The organism is Saccharospirillum sp. MSK14-1 (assembly GCF_003054965.1).
Lineage (GTDB): Bacteria > Pseudomonadota > Gammaproteobacteria > Pseudomonadales > Natronospirillaceae > Saccharospirillum.
Genome location: NZ_MIES01000033.1, coordinates 1,100,729 through 1,125,313, shown reverse-complemented (window position 1 = coordinate 1,125,313; position 24,585 = coordinate 1,100,729). Strand labels below are relative to the sequence as shown.

At 54.5% G+C, this 24,585-nt stretch carries 23 protein-coding genes and 1 pseudogene; 14 read left to right on the top strand and 10 right to left on the bottom strand.

Translation table 11 applies throughout. From position 1 onward, the window contains the following. Nucleotides 1-38 precede the first annotated feature (38 nt). Both dusA and nhaB read right to left on the bottom strand, forming a co-directional pair. Nucleotides 39-1,034 (bottom strand): tRNA dihydrouridine(20/20a) synthase DusA, encoded by a 996-nt coding sequence (gene dusA, locus BGP77_RS14230; protein WP_255414361.1) that lies wholly within the window; start codon nt 1,032-1,034, stop codon nt 39-41. Nucleotides 1,035-1,093: 59 nt separating this feature from the next. Then, nucleotides 1,094-2,608 carry a sodium/proton antiporter NhaB gene (gene nhaB / locus BGP77_RS14225; RefSeq protein ID WP_108165373.1) on the bottom strand — a complete coding sequence of 505 codons (1,515 nt, stop codon included), beginning with the start codon at nt 2,606-2,608 and terminating at the stop codon, nt 1,094-1,096. A 315-nt stretch (nt 2,609-2,923) separates the two neighbouring features. Here nhaB and BGP77_RS14220 point away from each other — a divergent pair, with 315 nt between their 5' ends. Next, nucleotides 2,924-3,571, top strand: coding sequence for a hypothetical protein (locus BGP77_RS14220; protein WP_108165372.1), 648 nt, complete (start codon nt 2,924-2,926; stop codon nt 3,569-3,571). On the opposite strand, the gene BGP77_RS14215 is transcribed toward BGP77_RS14220, so the two are convergent. Next, nucleotides 3,563-3,877, bottom strand: coding sequence for an SCP2 sterol-binding domain-containing protein (locus BGP77_RS14215; RefSeq protein ID WP_108165371.1), 315 nt, complete (start codon nt 3,875-3,877; stop codon nt 3,563-3,565). The genes BGP77_RS14220 and BGP77_RS14215 overlap by 9 nt on opposite strands. A gap of 126 nt (nt 3,878-4,003) precedes the next feature. On the opposite strand from BGP77_RS14215, the gene sohB reads away from it, so the two are divergent. Further along, a complete protein-coding gene (gene sohB, locus BGP77_RS14210; protein WP_108165370.1) occupies nt 4,004-5,005 on the top strand; it encodes a protease SohB in 1,002 nt (333 codons plus the stop codon). Nucleotides 5,006-5,059: 54 nt separating this feature from the next. On the opposite strand, the gene BGP77_RS14205 is transcribed toward sohB, so the two are convergent. Then, complete coding sequence (locus BGP77_RS14205; RefSeq protein ID WP_108165369.1) at nt 5,060-6,805, bottom strand: LysM peptidoglycan-binding domain-containing protein; 1,746 nt, start codon at nt 6,803-6,805, stop codon at nt 5,060-5,062. 135 nt (nt 6,806-6,940) lie between these two features. Here BGP77_RS14205 and BGP77_RS14200 point away from each other — a divergent pair, with 135 nt between their 5' ends. From BGP77_RS14200 to dnaQ, 3 genes are read left to right on the top strand one after another with little or no spacing between them, the layout of a single operon-like run. Beyond that, the gene (locus BGP77_RS14200; protein ID WP_108165368.1) at nt 6,941-7,732 is read left to right on the top strand and encodes a class I SAM-dependent methyltransferase; all 792 of its coding nucleotides are present in this window, start codon (nt 6,941-6,943) and stop codon (nt 7,730-7,732) included. After that, a complete protein-coding gene (rnhA, locus tag BGP77_RS14195; protein WP_108165367.1) occupies nt 7,725-8,171 on the top strand; it encodes a ribonuclease HI in 447 nt (148 codons plus the stop codon). The genes BGP77_RS14200 and rnhA overlap by 8 nt, the downstream gene beginning before the upstream one ends. Nucleotide 8,172: 1 nt before the next feature. Beyond that, the gene (gene dnaQ / locus BGP77_RS14190; RefSeq protein WP_108165366.1) at nt 8,173-8,901 is read left to right on the top strand and encodes a DNA polymerase III subunit epsilon; all 729 of its coding nucleotides are present in this window, start codon (nt 8,173-8,175) and stop codon (nt 8,899-8,901) included. A gap of 22 nt (nt 8,902-8,923) precedes the next feature. Here dnaQ and lexA read toward each other — a convergent pair whose 3' ends face one another. Beyond that, nucleotides 8,924-9,532 carry a transcriptional repressor LexA gene (gene lexA, locus BGP77_RS14185; protein WP_108165365.1) on the bottom strand — a complete coding sequence of 203 codons (609 nt, stop codon included), beginning with the start codon at nt 9,530-9,532 and terminating at the stop codon, nt 8,924-8,926. 74 nt (nt 9,533-9,606) lie between these two features. Here lexA and BGP77_RS14180 point away from each other — a divergent pair, with 74 nt between their 5' ends. Next, complete coding sequence (locus BGP77_RS14180; RefSeq protein ID WP_108165364.1) at nt 9,607-10,449, top strand: alpha/beta hydrolase; 843 nt, start codon at nt 9,607-9,609, stop codon at nt 10,447-10,449. A 59-nt stretch (nt 10,450-10,508) separates the two neighbouring features. Here the strand turns inward: BGP77_RS14180 and BGP77_RS14175 are convergent, their stop codons facing one another. Next, nucleotides 10,509-11,603, bottom strand: a complete 1,095-nt coding sequence (locus BGP77_RS14175) for a 3-deoxy-7-phosphoheptulonate synthase (RefSeq protein WP_108165363.1) — start codon at nt 11,601-11,603, stop codon at nt 10,509-10,511. A 107-nt stretch (nt 11,604-11,710) separates the two neighbouring features. Here BGP77_RS14175 and BGP77_RS14170 point away from each other — a divergent pair, with 107 nt between their 5' ends. After that, complete coding sequence (locus tag BGP77_RS14170; protein ID WP_108165362.1) at nt 11,711-12,157, top strand: hypothetical protein; 447 nt, start codon at nt 11,711-11,713, stop codon at nt 12,155-12,157. A 2-nt stretch (nt 12,158-12,159) separates the two neighbouring features. Here BGP77_RS14170 and BGP77_RS14165 read toward each other — a convergent pair whose 3' ends face one another. Continuing rightward, the gene (locus tag BGP77_RS14165) at nt 12,160-12,921 is read right to left on the bottom strand and encodes a sulfite exporter TauE/SafE family protein (protein WP_108165361.1); all 762 of its coding nucleotides are present in this window, start codon (nt 12,919-12,921) and stop codon (nt 12,160-12,162) included. A 238-nt stretch (nt 12,922-13,159) separates the two neighbouring features. Between BGP77_RS14165 and cysB the strand changes: the two genes are divergently transcribed. Then, nucleotides 13,160-14,134, top strand: coding sequence for an HTH-type transcriptional regulator CysB (gene cysB / locus BGP77_RS14160; protein WP_108165360.1), 975 nt, complete (start codon nt 13,160-13,162; stop codon nt 14,132-14,134). Between the two features lie 8 nt (nt 14,135-14,142). Here cysB and BGP77_RS14155 read toward each other — a convergent pair. After that, nucleotides 14,143-14,871, bottom strand: a pseudogene (locus BGP77_RS14155) (phosphoadenylyl-sulfate reductase); the annotation flags it as partial. Between the two features lie 234 nt (nt 14,872-15,105). Here BGP77_RS14155 and thrH point away from each other — a divergent pair. Then, nucleotides 15,106-15,723 (top strand): bifunctional phosphoserine phosphatase/homoserine phosphotransferase ThrH, encoded by a 618-nt coding sequence (gene thrH / locus BGP77_RS14150; RefSeq protein WP_108165358.1) that lies wholly within the window; start codon nt 15,106-15,108, stop codon nt 15,721-15,723. Between the two features lie 10 nt (nt 15,724-15,733). On the opposite strand, the gene pabB is transcribed toward thrH, so the two are convergent. Continuing rightward, nucleotides 15,734-17,101, bottom strand: a complete 1,368-nt coding sequence (pabB, locus tag BGP77_RS14145) for an aminodeoxychorismate synthase component I (protein WP_158269386.1) — start codon at nt 17,099-17,101, stop codon at nt 15,734-15,736. 76 nt (nt 17,102-17,177) lie between these two features. Then, the gene (locus BGP77_RS14140) at nt 17,178-17,558 is read right to left on the bottom strand and encodes an FHA domain-containing protein (RefSeq protein WP_108165356.1); all 381 of its coding nucleotides are present in this window, start codon (nt 17,556-17,558) and stop codon (nt 17,178-17,180) included. Nucleotides 17,559-17,762: 204 nt separating this feature from the next. Between BGP77_RS14140 and BGP77_RS14135 the strand changes: the two genes are divergently transcribed. From BGP77_RS14135 to pgsA, 5 genes are all read left to right on the top strand, one after another. Continuing rightward, the gene (locus BGP77_RS14135; protein WP_233252397.1) at nt 17,763-19,772 is read left to right on the top strand and encodes a serine/threonine-protein kinase; all 2,010 of its coding nucleotides are present in this window, start codon (nt 17,763-17,765) and stop codon (nt 19,770-19,772) included. Nucleotides 19,773-19,816: 44 nt separating this feature from the next. Continuing rightward, nucleotides 19,817-21,217, top strand: a complete 1,401-nt coding sequence (locus BGP77_RS14130) for a PhoH family protein (protein ID WP_108165354.1) — start codon at nt 19,817-19,819, stop codon at nt 21,215-21,217. A 123-nt stretch (nt 21,218-21,340) separates the two neighbouring features. Beyond that, on the top strand, nt 21,341-21,985 hold the full coding sequence (gene uvrY, locus BGP77_RS14125) for a UvrY/SirA/GacA family response regulator transcription factor (protein WP_108165353.1): 645 nt from the start codon (nt 21,341-21,343) through the stop codon (nt 21,983-21,985). Nucleotides 21,986-21,992: 7 nt separating this feature from the next. Next, the gene (gene uvrC / locus BGP77_RS14120; protein WP_108165352.1) at nt 21,993-23,825 is read left to right on the top strand and encodes an excinuclease ABC subunit UvrC; all 1,833 of its coding nucleotides are present in this window, start codon (nt 21,993-21,995) and stop codon (nt 23,823-23,825) included. A 118-nt stretch (nt 23,826-23,943) separates the two neighbouring features. After that, on the top strand, nt 23,944-24,501 hold the full coding sequence (pgsA, locus tag BGP77_RS14115; RefSeq protein ID WP_108165351.1) for a CDP-diacylglycerol--glycerol-3-phosphate 3-phosphatidyltransferase: 558 nt from the start codon (nt 23,944-23,946) through the stop codon (nt 24,499-24,501). The last annotated feature ends 84 nt before the right edge of the window (nt 24,502-24,585 follow it).

Sequence of the window (24,585 nt, the reverse complement as noted above, 5' to 3'; positions counted from 1 at the left end):
CCCGTCCAAGATCAACCGGGCTGACGGTGAGTTCGTTTTCAGGCACTTAATGCCTGGGCATCCACCAGTTGCACCTGGTGCAGCGCTTGGCGGATCAGCTCCGGGCTGGCGTCGGGTTTGTGCATACCTTCACTGAGTTGTCGCCGAAAACGACGTGCGCCGATCTGTCCCTGAAACAACCCTAGGGTATGGCGAGCGAGATACTTCAGTGGCGTGCCTTGCGCATATTGACGTTCAATCCAGTCCAAATAACGATCGGCGATGTCTTCTTGAGTCTGACAGGGCGCTGCTTCGCAGTAGTAGATAGGGTCGACATCCTGGAGTATCAACGGGTTCTGATAGGCTTCGCGGCCAAGCATGACGCCATCGAGACCGTCGGCGATCAATTGTTGCGCGGTCTGATGGTCTTTGATGCCACCATTGATGACGATATTCAGCTGCGGAAAATCGGCTTTCAGTTGCTTAACGCGATGGTAATCCAGCGGTGGGATTTCCCGGTTTTCCTTGGGGCTGAGTCCACTCAGAATCGCTTTGCGGGCGTGCACAACAAAAGTACCGCATCCGGATTCCGCCGTGGTGCCGACAAAATCTCGGAGGAAGGCGTAATCATCAAAGTCGTCGATGCCGATGCGGTGTTTTAGGGTGATCGGAATATCCACCGCATCCAGCATGGCGGCCAGGCCATCGCGTACCAACTCAGCGTGTCCCATCAGTACCGCACCAATCATGCCGTTCTGTACTCGATCGGAAGGGCAGCCGGCATTGAGGTTAACCTCGTCGTACCCCCAGTCCTGAGCCAACTTGGCACACTGTGCTAAGTCGGCTGGCTGACTGCCCCCGAGCTGCAAAGCCAGCGGATGTTCAGCGGAGTCAAAGCGTAGAAAGCGTTCGGCTTTACCGTGAATCAGCGCGCCAGTGGTGACCATTTCGGTATAGAGTAGGGCGCGGTGAGTCAGCAGGCGATGAAACTGACGGCACTCGGACGTGGTCCAGTCCATCATTGGGGCGACGCTGAAAGAATGTGGGTAGGCCAAAACGGTCTCCGCGAATTGGAATTGGAGGGACTCACGTCCCTCTTAATTCGGGTGCCGAATTATAACCAAAAAGACACCGCCAGATAACCCAGGATGGACATCACAATGGTATAGGGCAGTGCCATGATCACCATGCGTCCGTAAGACAGGCGTACCAAAGGCGCAATAGCCGAAGTCAGTAAGAACAGGAAGGCCGCCTGGCCGTTCGGTGTCGCCACTGACGGCAGGTTGGTGCCGGTGTTGATGGCGACTGTCAGCAGGTTGAAGTGCTCCTGGTCAATCGCGCCGCTTTCTAGGGCGGATTTCACTTCGTTGATATAAACCGTCGCTACAAAGACGTTGTCGCTGATCGCCGACAGCAGGCCGTTAGCAACGAAGAACATACCCGGCTGAATGGCCTCGGGCAGGCTCAGAACCAGAGCGATGATCGGAGTAAACAGATGTTGGCTGTGAATCACCCCCACGATGGTGAAGAACACGACCAGCAGAGCGGTAAACGGCAACGCTTCCTCGAACGCTTTGCCCAGCTGGTGTTCGTCAGTGATGCCATTCATGGCAGTCAGGATGACGATGACGCTCAGGCCAATCAAGCCGACTTCCGCAAGGTGCAAAGCCAGACCGGCAATCAGCCAGATCGCGGCCAGTGCCTGAACGATCAGCTTGGTAACGTCGCGACGCGTGCGTTTGCTTTGCTGGTGCGTTTCATAGTCGGTCAGGATGGTACGGACAGAAGCGGGCAGTCGCGCACCGTAGCCAAACCAGCGCAGCTTTTCGAGCAATACGCAGGTCATCAGCCCGGCAACCAGAACCGGCATGGTCACCGGTGCCATGCGCATAAAGAACTCACCAAAATCCCAACCAGCGATGTGCGCAATCAGCAGGTTTTGAGGTTCGCCCACCAAGGTGCACACGCCACCCAGAGCGGTGCCGACCGCGCCATGCATCAGCAGTGAACGCAGGAAGGCGCGGAATTCGTTTAAATCCTGGCGGTGCAGATCTTCAACCGAATCGTCTTCATTGTGATTGTGCTCGTGATGCTGAAACGGTTTGCCGGAAGCAACCTTGTGATAAACGCTGTAGAAGCCGACGGCGACGCTGATTAACACAGCCGTCACGGTGAGCGCATCCAGGAAAGCGGATAAGAAAGCGGCCGCCGAGCAGAACATCAGTGACAGCAGTGACTTCGAACGAATGCCCAGCAGCAATTTCGTGAAGGTGAACAACAGCAGATCTTTCATGAAATAGATGCCGGCGACCATAAACATCAACAGTAGAATCACTGGGAAGTTGGTTGCGGCTTCGTGATAGACAACTTCTGGACTGGTTAAGCCGATGATCACCGACTCCAGCGCCAGCAGGCCACCGGGTTGCAATGGGTAGCATTTCAGTGCCATTGCCAGCGTAAAAATAAACTCGCCGATCAACAGCCAGCCCACCACATGCGGACCCGCATCGCCGAGTGCCCACAGCAGAATGGGATTGATGATCAGAAAGCCGAGGATGGTTTGTTTATACCAGGTGGGACTGTTGCCCAAAAAGTTGGAGATCAGTGATTGAGTGTAGGTGGTACTCATTGTGTGCTCATTGGAAAGGGGAAAGCGGTTGAAAGCCCGTCGTGCTGGGACGTCGTTCTCTCGAAAAATGGGCGCTTAAACTACTCGTTTTTACTGATTTTTCAAGCGATAGGCAGGAATAACTGAGAATCTATGTCGCCATTAACGGCACCAGGGGGCGCACTTTTCTTGTCTCCAGGTCTGTGGAAGACTGAACAGCGTTATCTCAGGCGCAGTTGTGCCTCTCTAAACCGACTAGAGTGTATCTCAAAGCATGCGTTTGTCGGTTCGACCTGAACCTGTGGAAAGCTGTTGAAAGGTGAATGAGGGAAGCATATGACCTATTGGCCGTTACTCTTAATTCTTCTGCCAGTGTGCATTTTATTGCTGTTTCTGGCGGTTCGTTTGTTGTTTCGCGGTGGTTGGGTTGGCGGATTTTTCCGCGGCCTGATCGGCATCGGCAGTCTGCTGGTGATTGTTGTGCTCGGTTATCTGGTTGTCGATTTGGCGGCTTATCGGGCGCTTCGCGCAGAAACAACCATTGCCAGCCTGTCGTTTCAGCAACTGGGCGATCAGCGCTATCAGGTCGAACTGACTCCGGCCGATGCTGACAGCAGTCAACGTTTCGAACTGACGGGTGATGAATGGCAGATCGATGCGCGCATCCTTACATGGACTGGACCGTTGACGGTGCTCGGTATGGAGCCTGTTTTTCGATTGGAGCGACTGTCCGGTCGCTATCGAGACCTGGCGCAGGAGCGCAGTTCGGAGCGTCGAGTGCATGCATTGGACAGTGATGGCTGGTTAAGCATGCGTCAGTTTGAGCCGTTCTTGCCCTGGGTTGATGCTCGCTTTGGCAGCGCCGCTTATTTGCCGATGGTCGATGGCGGGGTGTTTGATGTGTCGCTGACGTCGCGGGGATTGATTGCCCGGCCGGTTAATGGACCGGCGCGGGCAGCGGTTGGCAGTTGGGGCTCAGAGTGAAAACAGGTCTGAAAGCCGGGTCGCCAGCATCATATCGCCTTCGGTGCGCAGACGGCCGGCCATAAACGCTTGCATGCCATTCAGCTCGCCCTCGGCGATTTCGTTGAGGGTGTCGGCATCCATCAACAATGTGACGCTCGGGTCATCGTGTTCACCTTCACCCAATTGGCACTGGCCGTTCTTGACGATCAGGTGGTAGGTTGCGTCGTCTTCGATGGCAAATTGGAAAACTTCATCCATATCGCCCGCTGCGTCTGCGTTAAACCGTGAATGGATGGTATTGAAGAGTTCAGCCGTCGTAGCCATCTAAGATCTCCTGTACATGGGCTTGAGGACGTTGGCATTGTAGAAGTCGCCCATGACGAAATCAAACATCTGTTTGAAACGAAGGTTTGAAGCCTAAAAACGGTCGATACAGCAAGGAGCCACAGAGTGTGGAGTGATTACTGGTTGTTCTTATTGAAAGCCCTGACGGTGACGGTGGTCATCATTGTTATTATTGGTGCCATAGCCCGCAATGCGCGTTCTGGCCAGTCTGATGGCCAAAAAGGGCGTTTAGTGGTGCGTAAATTGAACGAGCGCTTCCATCGTCAGGCCGATGCGATTCGCCATCAGGTGTTCGACAAAAAAGCGCTCAAGGCTCATCAAAAAGAAGAGAAAGCGCGCAAGAAAGCGGATAAAGATAAAACGTCGGATCGTGTCTGGGTATTGACGTTTAAAGGCGATATTCAAGCGTCTCAGGTAAGCGCTTTGCGTGAAGAAATTACTGCCTTGCTGGCCGTTGCGAAAGCGGGTGAAGAGGTGGTGCTGGTATTAGAAAGCCCGGGTGGTGCGGTCAGCGGTTATGGTTTGGCCGCCTCGCAGCTGATGCGTCTGCGTGATGCGGGATTAACATTAACGGTTTGCGTTGACAAAGTGGCCGCCAGTGGCGGTTATATGATGGCCTGCATTGCCGATCGTATTATGGCTGCGCCGTTTGCCATAGTGGGTTCGATTGGCGTTTTGGCTCAGGTTCCTAACGTCCATAACCTGTTGAAAAAACATGATGTGGATGTCGAGGTGTTAACGGCGGGTAAACACAAAGCACCGCTGACGCTGATGGGTGAGAAGACCGAAGCAGGCCGGCAGAAGTTTGTCGATGATCTGGAAGCCATTCATCGTCGCTTCAAAGGTCTGGTGGGGCGTTACCGACCACAGCTGGAGCTGGATAAGGTCACCGAAGGCGATTTTTGGTTGGCCGAAGATGCGCTGGAATTGCAGTTGATCGACGAAATCGGAACCAGTGATGATTATTTGCAAAAACAGGTCAACGACAAAGAGTTGGTTGGGGTGACCTGGAAGCCACAGCGGCATTTAAATATGAAAGTGCGGACGGCGGCATCGGCGGCGACCGATGGGTTTATCAACCGATTATCACAACGCATTCTGCCTTAAGGCAGACCATAAAAAAGCCGGCAAATGCCGGCTTTTTTATGGATCGTGGATGGATCAGTTGATCCGCGTGACGTCTACGTAGAGCGTCAGGCGTTGGCCTGGCTGGATATAGGGCTGATCGATGCTGTTCCAGCGTTCAATGTCATTCACACGGACATTAAATTTGTTGGCAATACGCGACAGCGAATCACCGGAGCGCACGACATAGCCGACGCGGCGCACGACTTCCCGGTTAGTGGGTACGTTGGTGCGAGCGTTATCCGAATCCAGCCAAATAGCGAGCGTCTGCCCCGGACGTAAAACGTCGCGCGGTGCCATGTTGTTCCAGCGCGCCAGGTTACCGACACTGACACCGTATTCCCGGGAGATATCCCAGAAGGTATCGCCACCGCGCACGACATAGTTCACGCGGGTACGGTTACTGCCGGCCAGTGCATTCTGAGTGCGTGCCAGGCGCTGGCTGGCGCTCATTGCATAGTCGCTGGAGCGGGCTGAAGCGATGGGGATCATCAGGGCGTCGCCCGCGCGGATCAGGCTGCCGGAGAGGTCATTGGCATCGCGCAGCATTTCGACCGTCACGTTAAAACGACCAGCAATAGTCAGCAGTGAATCGCCCGGTTTGATGGTATAGCGCTGCCAGGTCATGCGCGATTCCGGTGGCAGCTCGGCCAATTTCTGACGGAACGCCTCCGCTTTGTCGACATAGACCAGCAGGCGATGTGGACCATCCGGATTGGTGGCCCACTGGTTGTAACCCGGGTTCAGCAGATAAAGATCGCTTAGGTCCATATCGGCCAGTTGAGCGGCCTGCGCCAGATCGATTTGTCCGCCGACTTCCACGACCGCGAAATACGGTTGTGTGCTGACCAGCGGTAATTCGATGCCATAGGTTTCCGGTGCATGAATCAACTTGGCCAGTGCGAACATCTTCGGCACATAGGCTTCGGTTTCGCGCGGCAGGTTTAAGTGCCAGAAATCGGTCGGGCGGCCAGCAGCCTCGTTACGGCGCACCGCACGCAATACCGTCCCTGGGCCGGAGTTGTACGCGGCCAGTGCCAGTAACCAGTCGCCATCGAACATCTGGTTCAAGCGATCCAGATAATCGAGAGCGGCGCGGGTTGAATCAACAACGTCGCGACGACCGTCATACCACCAATCCTGCTTCAGGCCGTACATTCGGCCAGTCGATGGGATGAATTGCCACATACCGGCAGCGCTGCCATGGGAATAGGCGAACGGGTCAAAAGCACTTTCGACAATGGGCAGTAACGCCAGGTCGAGCGGCATGTCTCGAGCCTGCAGCTCTTCGACGATGAAATAGAGGTAACGACCGGCACGGTCACTGACGCGGTTGATGTAACTTTGGTGCCGAGCGTACCAGCGCAGTTGAGCCATGATACGCGGGTTGTCGAGGGTGACATCGAACTCGAATCCGCGTCGCAGTGTTTGATAGAGATCGTCGGGGTAGTGCGAGAAAGGATCATAAACCGCCCGTGCGCGTGCGTTTTCGGCGCTCATGTCAGGCTGGTTTGCAAAGATGTCATCGGTGGCGAGCAAGCTGGCAACCAGCGGATCGTAGACCGGATCCGAAAACGGCATATTCAGCGGTGGGCGCGGCATGATCGCCGGATAACCCGCATCCAAGTCGATGCCCGCTGTGCGGACAGTTTGTTCAATCGGGGTGCTGGTGCCGAACCAGGATTGAGGAATGCTGGAAAGGGAAGACCCGCCCAAGGTGCTACAGCCACTCACCAGAACGCTGGCCAGTGCCGTTGGAAACAGATAACGATTTAAAAGCATGCAAAGGTCGCTTGGGTTTTGAAGCCGGTTTCGGTTTGGGCGATAATTCTATGTTGGTGATGGGGGTGTCGCAAGTGGACGGTCTTATGCCTGCTACTCAATGGCCATTTGTTAATAGAATGAGGGCGAGGTGTCTTGAATAACCAGATCGGACAGCGATTCAAACACCTGTTGCGTGCCGGGCCTCCTCACGTTGCCTCTCAGGAAGTTGCGCTGTCGAACTGGTATCGGTCAGCTCTGGGTCAGCGCTTAGTTGAAACAGAGCGTGAATTGGTGGCGCGTGGCTTAGCCGGGCGCTTCGGTTCTCATCTGTTACAACTCGACAGCGGACTGCATGAGCCACTCTTCGAGCAGCGATTGTTTGGTTGTGGCACCATCGTCAGCCAATTGGACAACCGTGCACCCTGTCCGGTGGTTCGTGCTGATGCGGAAGCTTTACCCTTTGAGCCGGAAAGTATTGATGCGCTGGTGATGCACCATACGCTTGATCAATGCGATAACCCTTATCAAGCGGTCAGAGAGGCTGCTCAGGTATTGCGACCCGGTGGTCTGTTGGTCATTGTCGGCTTCAACCCCTTCAGCGCCTGGGGCGCTCGGGCCGTGCTCAGTCGAGCGCAGGCTGGGGTTTGGCGATCGCGTTTTATCCGCAGTGGGCGTGTGGCGGATTGGATGCAGTTGCTCGATTTTGAAATGGAACGGCAGGAAAAACACCTGTTTATCCCACCTTACCGCCGACCGGAGTGGTTGGGTCGGTCGGGTTTTTTAAGCCGATTACAGCGACGGCTTTTGCCGGTCTCTGGTGCGGTCTATTTGTTGGTTGGTTGCAAACAGGTAGCGGGAAGAATTAATGGTCGGCCGCGGTGGCGCGCCCGACCGGTACTGAAATCCGGCTTAACCAGTCGGACGATAAGGAATCAATATGAGTGACGCTGTCACCCTTTATACTGACGGTGCGTGTCGAGGCAACCCCGGTCCAGGCGGCTGGGGTGTGTTGATGCGTTCGGGCAAGCACGAAAAATCACTGCATGGTGGTGAGCGAGAGACCACAAACAATCGCATGGAATTGATGGCTGCCATTGCTGGGTTAGAGTCACTTAAGCGGCGATGCCAAGTGGATTTGTTTACCGATTCGCAATATGTGCGCAAAGGCATCACCGAATGGATTCACGGCTGGAAACGAAATGGCTGGAAGACCGCGAGCAAGCAGCCGGTGAAGAACAAAGATCTGTGGCAACGTTTGGACGAACAGATCGGTAAGCACGACGTTCAGTGGCATTGGGTAAAGGGTCACGCGGGTAACGAAGGTAACGAACGTGCCGATGCGCTGGCGAATCAGGGCGTCGACGACATTATTAAGCGAGGCTGACATGCGCCAGATAGTACTGGATACAGAAACCACCGGTTTAAGCCCGAATAAAGGCGACCGTATCGTTGAAGTGGGCTGTGTTGAATTGGTGGGTCGCAAGCACACCGGCCGGCATTTTCATTATTACATCAACCCCGAGCGTGACATCCCTGACGAAGTGATCGCGGTCCACGGGATTGATAATGAAAAGGTTAAGGATGCCCCTAAATTTCGCGATATCGCCGACGACTTCTGGCAGTTTGTCGCGGGCGCTGAGTTGGTGATTCACAACGCCTCGTTCGATATGGGCTTTCTGCAAATGGAGTTTGATCGACTGGCCTCCGAAGGTGACAGTCGATTCGGCAAACTGGATGGCCACTGCAGCGTCCTCGATACCTTGATGTTGGCACGAGAAAAACATCCGGGCGCAAAAGCGTCCCTGGATGCCTTGTGCAAACGCTATGATATCGACAACAGCCACCGTACACTGCACGGCGCTTTGCTTGACTCAGAGATTCTGGCTGACGTCTATCTGATGATGACCGGTGGCCAGACGGCGCTGATTCTGGATGAAGAGCCTCAGTCTGATAGCGAAGAAGTCAGTTTCGACGCCAGTGCGGTGATGGCTGAAGGGGAGCGATTAACAGTCATTGAGCCGACGCCGGCAGAGCGAGATGCGCATCAGCAGATGTTGGCGATGATAGAGAAGAAATCCGGTGCGGCCCCGTTGTGGTATGGCTCAAGCGAATAGGGCGCGCGACCGGACTGATAGCTCAGTGTAGCGTTCGTCGAATAACGCCGACGTAGAGACCTTCAATGGCAAAGTCGTCCTGTTCCAGGTCGACCGTGATGGGATCAAAGTCGGTATTTTCCGGGTAGAGCGTTACAATGCCGCCTTCGCGTTCATAACGTTTAACGGTGACATCTTCACCCACCCGGGCTACAACAATATCGCCATTGCGTGCCTGGTCGGTTTTATGGACCGCGATGAGATCGTCTTCCAGGATGCCGATGTCTTTCATACTGAGGCCTTGCACTTGCAGCAGGTAATCGGCTTTCGGAGTAAACAGGCCGGTGGGAATTTCGACGAATTCTTCGATCTGTTCCTGGGCCAGTATGGGGGAACCGGCGGCAACGCGGCCGACCACAGGAATACCGGGTTCGGCTTCGGTTTCCGGCAGTCGGATACCGCGTGATGCTCCGGAGACCATCTCAATGGCGCCTTTTCGTGCCAAGGCTTTGAGGTGTTCTTCCGCCGCATTGGGGGATTTAAAACCGAGCCGTTGGGCGATTTCTGCCCGGGTCGGTGGGTAGCCGGTGGCGCCAAGGTGCTCTTTAATGATATCCAGCACCTCTTGTTGACGAGCGGTCAGTTTCAGCATAGTGTCGCCCTGTTTTTTTATACAGTAGCTGTGATTATATACAGGCTACGCTCACTGTAAAGGACTCAAAAGGCTTGAAAAGTAGCAGTGAACTCTTCCCGGTGGCTTTGGCCAGTGCGGAATTCAAAGAAGGCGTTTATGAAGACGTCTATTCCCTGAAACCCAATAACAGTACCGACAAAACCGTCGAGATTGCTCTGGTACGCTTGCATCAGGAAAAGGTAACCAAGGCGTTGCCACTCTTGTTGGTGCACGATGCGTTCTATAACCACTGGCAGTGGCTTGATTACGGTGTCGGTGGTACGGCAGGCGAGTTGGTTCGTCAGGGTTATGACGTCTGGTTGCTGGACTGGCGTGGGCATGGGTTGTCATCGCGCAATCAAAGACCACAGACCAATACCCTGGACGTGATGGCTGAGTACGATCTGCCCGCCGTCTTTGCGTTTATTGAAGAGCGGTGTGGTCAAAAGCCGGCCGTCGTTGCCCGTGGTATGGGCTGCGAGTTGATCAGCAGAGCTCTGGCCTATGGTGAAACCTTGCCAGAGTTGCTGTTCGTCAATTCACATCAGTTGCCGCCACGGCGTTTGTATTGGTTGCCGGGTGCGAAGTTGCTTCAACGCATTCGTTTGCTGAAAAGCGGCTGGGTTAAAGGCCCGGGTGAAGAAATGGAAGCGCGTCAATTGTTTCGCCAGTTGCTGAAAAAAGGTGGCTGGTTCGGGGGGTGGAAAACAACGGGAGGCCAGGCCATTCGTCCACCACTGGAAGCGCATCAGGAAGTGACGCGCTGGGTCTTTGAACCCGGACGGACTCCGTCTTGGTTGAAGCGCCTGAGAATAGACGAGAAGCATCACAGCGAAGCTCGGGTCCCCGACTTCGATTGGGCGGTGTTATTGCCCAAGGCATCGGAAACGGTCTAAATCCGATCACATACAAAAAAGGGTAGCCAATTGGCTACCCTTTTTTGTATCAGCGAGTGTTACCCCGCCTTGATATTGGTTACGTTTTTGCTGATACGACGCGGTAAAACGTCTTTCAGCTTATCGCGCATCGATAGCAGCAGCTGTTCGGTGGTTGACCAGCTGATACAGGCATCGGTTACCGAGACGCCTGGCTTTAGGTCAGCCAAGTTATCAGGGATTTTCTGGTTGCCCGCTTCGAGATTGCTTTCAATCATCAAGCCGATAATGGACTGGTTGCCTTCCAGAATCTGATTGGTGATGTTGTCCGCGACCAAGGGTTGCAGGTTGTGGTCCTTATTAGAGTTGGCGTGCGAGCAATCAACCATGATGTTGGTCGGGACACTTGCCTGGCGCAGACTCTCTTCGCATAGTGAAATGCTGACGGAATCGTAATTGGGTTTGCCATTGCCACCGCGCAGCACCACATGACCATAGCGATTGCCGCGGGTATGAATAATGGCCACCTGACCTTCGTGGTTGATGCCCAAAAAGCGGTGTGGCGATGACACTGAGTTCAGCGCGTTGATAGCAACGTCCAGGCTGCCATCGGTGCCGTTTTTAAAGCCGACGGCAGACGATAAGCCACTGGCCATTTCACGGTGAGTTTGGCTTTCTGTGGTACGGGCGCCAACGGCAGACCAACTGATCAGATCTTGAAGATACTGTGGCGAGATGGGGTCCAGCGCTTCGGTTGCTGTCGGCAGGCCAATTTCGGCGATATCCAGCAAAAGTTTGCGACCGATGTGCAGACCGTCTTCAATCTTAAAAGAATCGTTTAGATAAGGGTCGTTGATCAGACCTTTCCAGCCGGTGGTGGTGCGTGGTTTTTCAAAATAAACACGCATGACCAACAACAAGCTATCCTGAACTTTCTCATTAAGCGCTTTCAGGCGCCGCGCGTATTCCAACGCTTGTTCAGGGTCATGAATGGAGCAGGGACCGATAACGACGATAATGCGGTGATCGTCGCGATCCAGGACGCGTCGAACTGCCTCACGGCCGGCATCAATGACGGCGTGGGCAGCGTCGGAAACCGGTAAGTCGGCTTTTAACGCCTCGGGCGTTATAAGAATTTCCTGGCTTTCGACGTTGAGATTGGTTAACTGTTGCATGGTTTGCGAGCGGCTCTTCTAAGTGAGGCTTTTGGGGTCGTCTTCACAGACAAAGATGATAGGGAAGTAAATAAACGAATACAAGCCGTAAACAAAGGGTTACACATATGAGTAGCAAGGGCGCAGTCAAAGAAAGTAGCGCAGCGGGCCAAATTGCTAAATGGGCATTACTGCTGGCCTTTATTTTGGCCCTGGGCATCGCATTGGATGAATTCACGGCCAATTCCGGCGACGGAGAATACCGTCGTTCTATTTGGGATCGCTTAACCGGCCAGGAGCCTCCACCCCAAGGTCGCGCGGAAGTCAGTGTGCAGCTGGCGCAGGAATTATGCCGTCAGCAAGTGCGGCAAGCCGTGGGGGAGATGTTCGTACGGGCACATTTCGACAATCGGTCGTCTCGATACAACGAAGACTTAAAGGTGCACACCATCTTTTTAGATCTTGAGGTCACCAGTGGCGAGAGCGGCGTTTATGGACGCTGTGACGTATCAGCGGTTGATCGCCGAATTCTGGAGTATCGTGTCAAAGGATGGGCCAATCCGTTCTGGCGATAGACTCAGAACACCGCGTATTTAACGCCCAATAACAACAGTGCGGTTGCCAGCAACGGATGCATAATCCGGGCGGGCAGCCGCGCTGATAGCGATGTGCCCACATAGATCGCCGGCAAAGATCCCAAAATCAACGCCAGCAATAACGCAATATCCACATTCCCTAAAAACAGATGGACCAAGCCTGCTGTAAACGTCAGTGGTACGGCATGGGCAATGTCTGTTCCTACGATCTCCTTGGGTGCAAGCATCGGAAACAGCATCATTAATACGGCTGTGCCGATCGCGCCAGCACCAACGGAACTGAGCGTCACCAACACCCCTAAAATGACACCGACGAAGCAGATGAGCACAGGATGCTGGACCTGTTGTTTCGATTGCAGGCTGCGGGACAGTCGATTTCGGAAAATCAGCACCAAAGCGGTAGTGACCAGCATGATGCCTAAGGTGGTTTGCAGAATGGACGCATAGTGTTCAGGGTGACGGAAAAAGAAGAACAGTATCGCCCCTGTTAATGCCGCGGCCGGTAAGCTGCCAGCCGCCATCAAAGCGACAATGGGCCAGCGGACATGACTGCGGCGATGATGCGCAATCATGCCGCCACTTTTAGTAATGGCGGCGTACCAAAGGTCTGTCCCGATAGCGATGTGCGCAGGAAACCCAAACATCAGCAGCAAGGGTGTCATTAAGGCGCCGCCGCCGACACCGGTTAGGCCGATGATCAAGCCTACGGCGGCTCCGGACAGGCTATAGAAAAGGATTTCCATACTGACTTAATCGTCATAGAGTAGTGGTGTTGCTAAACCTATCGGTTATTAAGTATTCTGAAAAAGAATAATTGATCATACTTATATAACTTTAATGTTCTATCGCCAGCACTGAAGTGAGCATCCTATAAGCGTGCGGTCACGCACCGAATTCGATGTCGCTGTATTCAGTATCCGACAAGGACAAACAGGCAACGTCGCGCAAAGCGACTGTTACTGCGATCGAGACGGGGAAGCCATGAAGCTGCAACAGCTCAAATATATCTGGGAAGTCGCACATCATGATCTGAATGTGTCCGCGACAGCCCAAGTGCTTTACACCTCCCAGCCGGGCATCAGTAAGCAAATCAGATTGCTGGAAGACGAACTGGGTATCGAGATATTTGCTCGCTCCGGAAAGCATCTGACGCGCATTACACCGGCCGGTGAAGCCGTGTTAAAAGTCGCGGGTGAAGTGCTGCGCAAAGTCGATTCCATCAAACAGATTGCCCAGGAGTTCAGCAACGATCAGCAAGGGAATCTCAGTCTGGCGACCACCCATACTCAAGCGCGTTATGCGCTGCCATCGGTGATTGACGATTTTATTCATGAGTTCCCGAATGTGGCGTTGCATATGCACCAGGGAACGCCTGTGCAGATTGCCGAGATGGCTGCCGATGGCACGGTCGATCTGGCCATCGCCACCGAAGGTATGGAGCATTTTGCCGACCTGGTGATGATGCCGTGCTATCGCTGGAATCGTTCCATCGTGGTGCCGAAAAACCACCCGTTAGCACAGAAAAGTCAGCTGACATTGGAAGACGTCGCAGCCCATCCTATCGTGACTTATGTGTTCGGTTTTACCGGTCGTTCCAAGCTGGACGACGCCTTTGTCAACAAAGGTTTAACGCCCAAAGTGGTCTTTACCGCGGCCGATGCGGACGTCATTAAAACCTACGTGCGTTTAGGGTTGGGCGTAGGGATTTTGGCGCATATGGCGATTGACCCGGAGCAGGATCGGGATTTGGTGAGCCTGGATGCCAGTCATCTGTTTGAACCCAGCGTGACGAAGATTGGCATCCGCAAAGGAACTTTTATTCGCGGCTTTATGTATCGTTTTATTGAACGCTTTGCACCGCATTTGAATCGTGATCTGGTCGACCGGGCGATGGCGACACACAGCCGCCATGAGCTCGACGATTTATTCCAGAATATTACCTTTCCGACCTATTAAACGACGGGCTAAACGCTGGGAGCACTCAGGTTTCCAGCGTGCAGTCCGCATTCTTTTTGCGTCGATTCTTCCCACCACCAGCGGCCTTCGCGTTCGTGCTGGCCGGGCAATACCGGCCGGGTGCATGGTTCGCAACCGATGCTGACAAAGCCTTGTTGATGTAAGTCGTTATAAGGGATTTCCATCAGCCGGATGTAGTCCCAGACTTCCTTGGAACTCCAGTTTGCCAACGGATTGTACTTGTACAATGCCTCGTCGCGGCCTTTGAAGCTGCTGTCCAACTGCACCTGAGGCACTTCAGAACGGGTGCTTGGGCTCTGGTCTCGGCGTTGGCCGGTGATCCAGGCATCGAGGCTGCTCAATGCGCGACGCAGCGGTTCGATCTTGCGAATGCCGCAGCATTCTTCATGACCGTCCTGATAGAAACTGAACAGGCCTTTGTCCCGAACCAGCGTTTGGACCGCTTCGGCTTGGGGGTAGAAGACGTCGATATCGATGTTGTAGTGGTTGCGCACCCGTTCGATAAAGGCATAGGTCTGTGGGTGCAGTCGGCCAGTATCGAGGGTGAATACCTTAGGCGAGTCCGTCAGTTTGCTCAGCATATCCACCAAGACAACGTCTTCGGCACCGCTGAAGGAAACAGCCAGATATTCATGTTCGTTCAGCGCGCGCTTGACGATTTCTCGCGGCGACAGGCCGGATAATTCCAGGTTCAACTCGGTCAGGTTCATTGGGTCACGGTCTTTTTGAAGGTGGCGCTAGATTAGCAGTCTCGAACAGAGACGAAAAATAGCTGCAACTCATAAAGTTATTACATAACGGGTGAGTATCCGCAGTGACCGGAAATTCCGCTGTTGGTTTTCTGATCCGTGGCTTGCTCAATACAGTGCTGCACAAACTGCCGTTGCCAAGCTTGAGGCTGCGCACTAGTGTATCGGCGTCAACCGATTAAGCGACTCAAGGAAACTGCCGTGGAACTGGCCTGCCTCGACCTCGAAGGGGTTTTGATACCGGAAATCTGGATCGCCTTTGCTGAACAAACTGGTATTGAAGAGCTGAAAGCAACAACGCGCGATATCCCCGACTACGACGTTCTGATGCGCCAACGCCTGGCCATTTTGGAACAGCACAAGTTAGGGCTGAATGAAATTCAGGCCGTGATTGCACAATTAAAACCGCTGGACGGTGCAGCTGATTTTGTCGGCTGGTTACGCGAGCGGTTTCAGGTGGTTATTTTGTCGGATACCTTCTATGAGTTCGCTCAGCCGTTGATGCGCCAACTCGGTTTCCCGACGCTGTTTTGTCACCGGTTGGAAGTGGCCGAGGATGGCCGAGTCGTGAATTATCACTTGCGGCAGAAAGATCCTAAGCGCGCATCTATTCAGGCGTTTCATAGTCTCAACTATCGCTGTATCGCCGCCGGTGATTCCTACAATGACACCACCATGCTGGCAGAAGCTGACGCCGGCATTCTTTATAATGCACCGGAAAATGTCATTGCCGAGTTCCCGCAATTTCCGTCCGTGCGTGGCTATGATGAATTGCGCCAGGCTTTCATAAACGCTAGCAATCGCGAATTAACGCTCTGACTTTCCACCGCTAATCAGCCTGAACGCGTCCCAGACTTTCGAGCAACTGTCGAACCTTGGTGGCGCTTTCGGCGTATTCGCTGTCGGCATCACTGTCGGCGACAATGCCACCCCCGCCAGCGCAGGTTACGCTTTGACCGCGACGCACCAGTGAGCGGATCAGGATGTTGCTGTCGAGATAGCCATCGTCACTGAACCAAAACGCTGAACCGCAATAACTGGCCCGGGAAGCCAGCTCAAGCTCATCGATAATTTGCATAGCGCGGCGCTTGGGTGCGCCGGTGATCGAACCGCCAGGGAAGGCGTCAAAGAGTGCTTTTAACGGACTGGCTTGCGGTTGCAGTTGTGCCGTCACGGTACTGACCAGATGGTGCACATTGGAGTACGACATCAGCTCAAACAACTTTGGCACCTGTACCGAGCCCGGCAGGGCATTGCGTGCCAGGTCATTGCGCAGCAGATCAACAATCATCAGGTTTTCGGCGCGATCTTTGGTGCTGTTTTGCAGTGCCAGCGCCTGCTCATAATCGCTTTGAGTATCGGTTCCGCGCGGGCGTGTTCCCTTAATTGGTTGTGTGACGATGGCGCCATGATCGATGGTTAAAAACCGTTCTGGTGACACACTCAACAGACTGTGATCGGTGGCGCGATGATAGGCCGAAAAGGGGGCCGGGACGTGTTCGATGAGCTGTTGATAGAGCGCCCAATCGTCAACTTTGTTGGGGCAGTCAGCCTGCCATTGTCGGGTTAAATTGGCCTGGTAAATATCGCCATCGAGAATGTGTTGCTGCAATTGTTCGAAGCGGTGCTGGTATTGATTGCGCGTCATCATTGAACGCCATTGCAACGGTGCTGCTGGACTCGTGGCGATAGGTTCGCGCTCGGGTTTGATGGCTTTAAGCCTTTCTAGCTGTACCACAACCGCAGCCGGGCAATCCGGATGGATCATTAACCAGGCTTTGGATTGCTGATGGTCGAGTACCAAACTCCAGTCATAACGATCGACACTGGCCAGACATTGCTCGGCGGTGTGACGGCTGTCGATCTGTTGGGATTCAAAACCGGCATCGTAGTCAAAATGGCCCGCCAGTCCCGATGCGAAGGGCAGGTCGGGTGCACCGCCGTCGCGACGATAGCGGCTCAGAAAATCGCTGAAGTCGTCGACGGTAATGTGATCAATATGGTGACCATGACGGTGTTCAACCTGACCATGACCCAGAAATCGAAAACGTTCAGACGGCCAGGCTGAACACCATTCCCAGCGATGGTGTTGCGGATCCGCTTGCCCGGAATGAAACCAAATAGCGCCGGGCTCATTGGCCAGGTGCTGAAACCAGGGGCGGGCGCTGGCAGCGTAGGGGAGTTCAATGCGTTGCAAGGTAAGAATCCGCGTTGGCCAATCGGTTGGACTGAGTGGTTAGGCAGGTTGGCGCCGGAGTGTCCGGCGCTGGCTATTAATCTTTGGTGTAATAAACGCCAGGGATCCAGCTTTTGTGGATTTTGGCGGTCTGTTCGAAATCCTGGGTGGTTTCATCCAGGTAGCGGAAGTTGACGAAGCCGATGCGAATGTCGTCGTCGTGACGCAAAGCGGCGGGCTCAGGCAGCCGTTTCTCATTCAAAAAGGTGCCGTTGGTGCTGTCCAGATCGGTCAGCTGATAGAAACCACCTTGTTCGTTATCGGCTTTGACCCACTCAATGCGGGCGTGGCGGCCAGACACAGCGCGGTCTTCAATTTGGATGTCATTGTCGGCGGCGCGGCCAATGGACACGTCCTGACCGTTCAATGCGACCTTGTGTTGAACCACCTCGTTGTTGACCTGCATCAGGATGGGCATGTGCGTACTCCAATTTGCGTTAGGACCTGCAGTCCTCTTTTTGGCTTGTCCGGAAAGCGGCAATCCGTTATAGGTTACCACTAGTACTGGCCAACGTTGATATATAGCGAACAAATGACTCAGCAATCCGCAGCGGAACAGATCAGTAGGCGTTCAATGGTTTTGCGGTCTCTATTGAGTTGGCCTCTGGCTTTGCTATTGGCCGTGCTCCTGTTAATGATCGGCTTTCCCGGCGGGGCGTTATTGGACCAAAGCTGGCTGCGTTTGACCACCGCCTGGTCCTGGCAAACGTCGGCACCGCCTCCCCGTTATGTCGTTGATCCTGCCAATGTGCCCGATGGCAGCTTGGTCGTCTGGCCATCTGGCTGGCAGTTGGGTCCAGTCTCGGGACCGATGATGACCCCGCAACAGGGGCTGACAACTGGCTGGCCCGCCTGGGCAACGAGCTTGACGGAACCTACCTTGCCCAGCGTTGCCGCTGGACCGGCATTAACGCCACTTGACCTGTATTGGCAACCAGCACGCCATGGCTATAAATCGCTGATATATCGCAGCGATCATCATCTGTTGTTTGATGCCCAGCTGACACTGATGGACGAGGCGGATTGGCAGTATCAACCCGGTCAAACGTTGGTCAGTCCAAATCGGCACATTGAGGTGAACTGGCAAGGTGCTGTTTTGCTGGCTGAGTTCGCGCTGCCTGAACCCGAGTTCGAACCCTTAACCGCGGCACCCTTTCCCAAGCTGGCACAGCGTCGAGGCCCTGGGTTGGCTGCGGTGCGTGAACACTGGGCACTGCAGCAGGGGTTTTATCTGATCACGCCATTTTGGTTGAGCCTGCTGGCGGCCTTGGCGATGGCCTTACCCTGGTTGTTGCCGCGTTATCTGGCTCGCCCTGTTTGGGCCGGCCCTTTGGTAGCCATCGTCTGGATGGGTGTGAACGTAGCGTTAGCCGCAACACTGCGCTGGTGGTTGCCGCTGTGGTACCCCTTATTGTCGCTGTTGCTGGCCGTGTTATGGCATCGCCGCTTGCAGCGAAGCGAAGCCCAACGCGAACACTTGCTGGCCGAATATCAGGCGTTGGCGCTGAATTGGTTACGGCATCTGTTGGACGATGGCAAAACTGAAGCCGGTCAACGTTTTCTGGATGGTTCTTCCAGCCTGGCGATCGACCCTGAGCTGACGTATGAGTTGGGTATGGGGTTTGAGAAGAAACGGCAATATGAACAGGCGCTGGCTTGCTATGAGCGTTTGAATCAGCTGGCGCCGGGCTTCCGCGATATCGATCAGCGCCTGACTCAACTGAAACCGTTGAATGATCCGAACCAAACCCTGGTCATTGGTGGGGGTAACAGCACGACCCGTCCTATTGCTACGGCCGCGGGTGTTCAGGCGCCTGAAATCGGTCGCTACCGCATTCTGGGTGAGCTGGGTCGCGGCGCGATGGGTGTGGTGTATGAAGCTGAAGACCCACGCATCAGCCGACGGGTGGCGCTGAAGGTTGTGCAGTTGGATGCGCTGGCGATGGAAGAGGCCGCTGCCGTCAAGCAGCGCTTTTTCCAGGAAGCTCAGGCGGCGGGGAGACTGAACCACCCCAATATCGTGACCGTCTATGACGTCGGTGAAGAACGTGAACTGGCCTATATCGCTATGGATCGTCTGACCGGACAGCCATTGTCGGATCGGCTGGAGCATAAACCGGCGCCGGCGCTGGCGTCGCTGTGTAACTGGATAGCCCAGGCTGCGGATGCCTTGGATTTCGCGCACCGCAACGACATCATCCACCGCGATATCAAACCCGCGAATCTCTACATCGACGAGCAAGGCGACAAACTAACCGTGACCGATTTTGGCATCGCTCGCATCACCGGGATGCATCAGACCCAAACCGGTGTGGTGCTGGGCAGTCCGTCCTTTATGTCGCCCGAACAGATACGCGGTGAGTCATTGACGGGCGCTTCGGATATCTTCAGTCTGGGTGTAACGCTCTACCAGGCTCTATGCGGTCAACTTCCTTTCAGCGGCGATACCCTTCCGGGTCTGGCGTACGCCATCACTCAAACTCAACAGGAGAGCCCCCGCAAGCATAACCCTGAAGTACCGGTTGCCTTGGTGCGTATCGTCAACAAGGCACTGAAGAAGAATCCCGACGAGCGATACGCTTCGGCGGGTGAGATGGCGCAGGCCTTGCGTAAGTGGGCCAGCGCCGAGTAGGACGCGGTAAACAGACCGCGACCCACTGTTCATCAGGAGTCGCTATGCAGCCAACCCTTTCAGACCCAGCGGATCGAAAGATCTACGTCCTCGACACCAACGTTCTGATTCACGACCCCAATTCTGTCTTCAATTTCGAAGAGCACCAGGTGCTCATTCCTATGGTCGTGCTGGAAGAGCTCGACAAACTCAAGGTCGGAAACACCGCTATCGCCGCAGATGCCCGCCAGGCAGTCCGTACCATCGACGCCATTTTGGGCCCAGCCAGTCCGACCGAAATCATGGCGGGGGTCGATATTCATCGCGTGGTTCCCGGTGGTCCGCTCGGCACCCTGACCATCCTGATACCCATTGAAAAAGCGCCGGCCACGTTGTCGACGCAAATCAACGACAACCGCATCATCAACGATTTGTTGGCGTTGCAGGCTAAACGACCCGATTACAAAGTCATATTGGTCACCAAAGACATCAACATGCGCCTGAAAGCGCGCGGCAGCGGTTTGGAGTCGGAGGATTACCACAACGATCAACTGATCACCGACATCGATAGCCTGACCAGCGGCTACCACCACATTGAAGGCAGTTTCTGGGAAAAGCTGGATGCGATGGCGCCGCAAACCGTTAATGGTGAGCGTGAGCACAGTGTCGATAGAGGGATAATGGAAGAGCTGCTTGGCGCATCGTTCTTCGTTAATCAGTTTTTCTTCGATGACCGCGAATTCGCCGGTCGCATCCTGTCGGACGATGGGTCACAGGTGCGCCTGGAGCTTCTTAATACGGGCTCGCTCATGCGCCAAAAAGCCTGGGGGCTGGCGCCACGTGATTTGTATCAGGCCATGGCCATGCACCTGCTGTTCGACCCGGATATCGACCTGGTGGCGCTGAACGGTGCCGCCGGCAGTGGCAAGACGATTCTGGCGTTGGCTTGCGCTCTGGAGCAGACCATGGAGACCAAGCTCTACAAGCGCATCATTGCCACGCGTTCGACTCGTGGCCTCGACGAAGACATCGGTTTTCTGCCCGGTACCGAAGCCGAGAAAATGCAGCCTTGGCTGGGTGCCTTTACCGACAACCTGGAAGCACTGCACGCTGAGGATTTCGATCCGTCCAGCAGCCAGCATTTTGTGGGTGCCAAGGTGCCGTTACAGTTCAAGAGCCTGAACTTTGTGCGCGGTCGCAGCTTCCAGCAGAGCATCATGATTGTCGATGAGGCTCAGAACCTGACGCCGCACCAGATCAAAACCATCGTGACGCGGGCAGGTCAGGGTACCAAGGTAATTTGCCTGGGCAACCTGGCTCAGATCGACACGCCTTATCTGGGGCCAACCAGTTCGGGGCTGACCTTTATGAGCGAACGCTTCAAAGGTTTTGCTCATGCTGGCACGGTGACTTTGAAAGGCGTAGCACGCAGTCGGCTGGCGGCTTATGCCGAGTCACATCTGTAAGTACTGGACGTTAAGGGCGCGCTTTGACTATGCTGCAAACCAAGGATGGTTCCTGAGTCGAAGAGACTTTGCGCCCTGGAAGGCCGGACGTATGATGTCAGTAAGTAGCCAAGGGGAAGTGCTGTGATTCAGGTGGTCGTTGTCGATGATCATGATCTGGTCCGAATGGGACTGGTGCGGTTGCTCGAGGATATCGAGGGACTGTCAGTGATCGCCGAAGCGGCCAGTGGCGAAGAAGCCGTCCGTTTGGCAAAAGAATTGGAGCCGGATGTCATCCTGATGGACGTGCGCATGCCCGGTCTGGGTGGCCTCGAAGCGACTCGCAAAATTCACCGTTTGTATCCTGAAATCAGTGTTATCGCCGTCACCGCCTGTGGTGAAGACCCGTTTCCGTCACGCCTGCTGCAAGCCGGTGCCGCCGGTTACCTCACCAAAGACGCCTCCACCGACGAAATGGTACGTGCCATTCGCACCGTCAACGCCGGTCAGAAGTACCTCTCGCCCAAGGTCGCCCAGGAGCTGGCGTTACAAAATCTCAGTGGTAAGGCGTCTCCTTTTGCGGAGTTGTCGGATCGGGAAATGCAGATCGCTACACTGATCTGCTCGTGCAAGAAGGTTCAGGAAATATCCGACCAGTTGTGCCTAAGCCCCAAGACCGTCAATACCTACCGCTACCGAATCTTCGAAAAACTCGATATCTCCAGCGACGTGGAACTGACTCATTTGGCCATCCGTCATGGTCTGTTGGAACCGCAAGAAATGATATAGTAGCGGCATGGAAGACACCGCAACCCCCTTCGACCACAAAGCCTATCTCAAGCACCTCACCATCCGACCCGGCGTTTATCGCATGTTCGATGCCGAGGGCACCTTGTTGTATGTGGGCAAAGCCAAGAACCTTAAAAACCGGGTATCCAGCTACTTCCGTGGTCGTGGGCTGAACAATAAAACGCTCGCCCTGGTGGCGCGTATTGCGCGCATTGAAACCACGGTCACGCACAGCGAAACCGAAGCACTGCTGCTGGAGCAGACACTGATTAAGCAGCATCGGCCGCAATACAATATTTTGCTGGTTGACGATAAATCCTATCCCTATATCAAGCTGACTACCGGTGGTGACTGGCCCGGTTTGTATGTGCATCGCGGTACTCGCAAGGGCAGTTCGGAGTACTTTGGCCCTTATCCCAGTGCCAGTGCTGTGCGTGAGAGCCTGGCAATTTTGCAGAAGGCGTTCAAAGTGCGCCAATGCGAAGACAGCGTCTTTCAAAACCGGCAGCGACCGTGTTTGCAGTATCAGATCAACCGCTGTAAAGCGCCTTGCGTCGGCTTCGTTTCCGAAGAGGAATATCAGGCGGATCTGGAAAAAACCCGGACCTTTTTACAAGGCCGTAACCAGAGCTTGATCGAAACGCTGGAGCTGGAAATGGATACCGCCAGCAGCGAACTGAATTTTGAAGCGGCGGCTGAAGTGCGCGATCAACTGCTGTATTTACGCAAAGTACAAGAGCAGCAATTTGTATCGTCCGATCGGGGTGATGTTGATGTGTTCGCACTGGAAGCCAGCGAAGCCGGGCTGTGCGTTCACTACCTGATGATTCGCCAGGGGCGCTTGCTCGGCAGCCAGAGCTTCTTCCCCAAGCCGGGTATCGATGAAGAGCCCACTCAGATCATGATGAGTTTTCTGGCGCAGTATTATCTGGGCCGCACACGCGATGATTGTCCGCAAACCATTCTGCTGAATACACCGGTCACCGAAAAAGACTGGTTGGAAAAAGCCTTGGCAGAACAGTTTGGGCGCAAAGTCAGTCTGTCGTCATCGGTGCGTGGCCGTAATGCGCGCTGGGTCGAACTGGCGCAAACCAATGCGCGTGAACAGTTGCAACATCGAATCAGTCAGAAACAACAAATCGTGCAGCGTTTTGCCGCCTTGCAGGAAGTCTTGAAACTCGAAGCGGCTCCGGAGCGTATGGAGTGCTTTGATATATCGCACAGTTCCGGTGAGGCCACTACGGCTTCCTGCGTGGTGTTCGATCAAAACGGACCGAACAAATCGATGTACCGCAAGTTCAATATTGAGGGCGTGGCCGCTGGCGATGATTACGCCGCCATGTCGCAAGCCATTCAGCGTCGCTACAGCAGGCTGCAAAAAGAAGCCGCACGGCTGCCCGACTTATTGATCGTCGATGGCGGTAAAGGCCAAATGAAGATGGCGCGTGAGGTGATGAATGAGCTTGGGTTAAGCATCCCGCTGCTGGGAGTCGCTAAAGGTGAAACGCGTAAACCGGGCATGGAAACCCTGTTTTATGAAACACCCGACCGGGTGGTCCAATTACCCAACCACAGTCCGGCTTTGCACCTGATTCAGCACATTCGCGACGAAGCGCATCGCTTTGCGATTACCAGTCATCGTGGTCGCCGCGGTAAAGCGAGAATAGGCTCGATTCTGGATGACATTCCCAGCGTGGGCGCCACGCGTCGTAAGGCCTTAATTCGACACTTTGGCAGCGCTCAGGGTGTTAAGGCAGCCAGCGCTGCAGAAATTGCCCGGGTAAAAGGCATCTCTAAGGCGCTGGCGGACACCATCTACGATCACCTGCATTCGAGCTAAGAGTGGGGAATAGTGACGATGGTGACTTTACAGCCCGCCATGAAGCTGAAATCCTTGCAGCCTTTCTGAACAAGCTATGAGCCGTCGGCTAATGTCGGCAGTCTGACTAAGGGTCGCTATGAACATTCCCAATCTCCTGACGCTGTTTCGCATCATCATGATTCCAGTCTGCGTCGGTATCTATTATTTGCCATATAGCTGGGCATATATCGCAGCGGCCGCAATTTTTACGGCCGCAGCAGTAACCGACTGGTTCGACGGTTACCTGGCGCGTCGTTTAGGCCAGATGACACCTTTCGGTGCTTTCCTCGATCCGGTCGCTGATAAACTCATCGTTGCCGCAGCCCTGGTAGCCTTGGTGGAAACTCACGGCAACATTTGGATGACACTGCCGGCTATTGTGATCATTGGCCGTGAAATTGTTATTTCAGCGTTGCGGGAATGGATGGCCGAATTGGGTAAGCGTGCCAGTGTGGCGGTTAACATGCTGGGTAAGGTGAAGACCACGCTGCAGATGATCGCCATCGTCGTTCTGCTGAGTCAGAACCCCGATGCCCACACCAGCCTGTCAACACTAGGTTTGATCGCCTTGCAGGTCTCAGCGGTACTGACGCTCTGGTCAATGGTTGTCTACCTGCGCGCCGCCTGGAGCGAACTGAAGCCAAGCGTCGGCTAAATCCGGCTTGATGGCTAAGTGCTTAAATTAAAAGGAAAATTATTGACCGGGCCAATCCCAGCCCTTAGAATTCGCCGGCGTTGT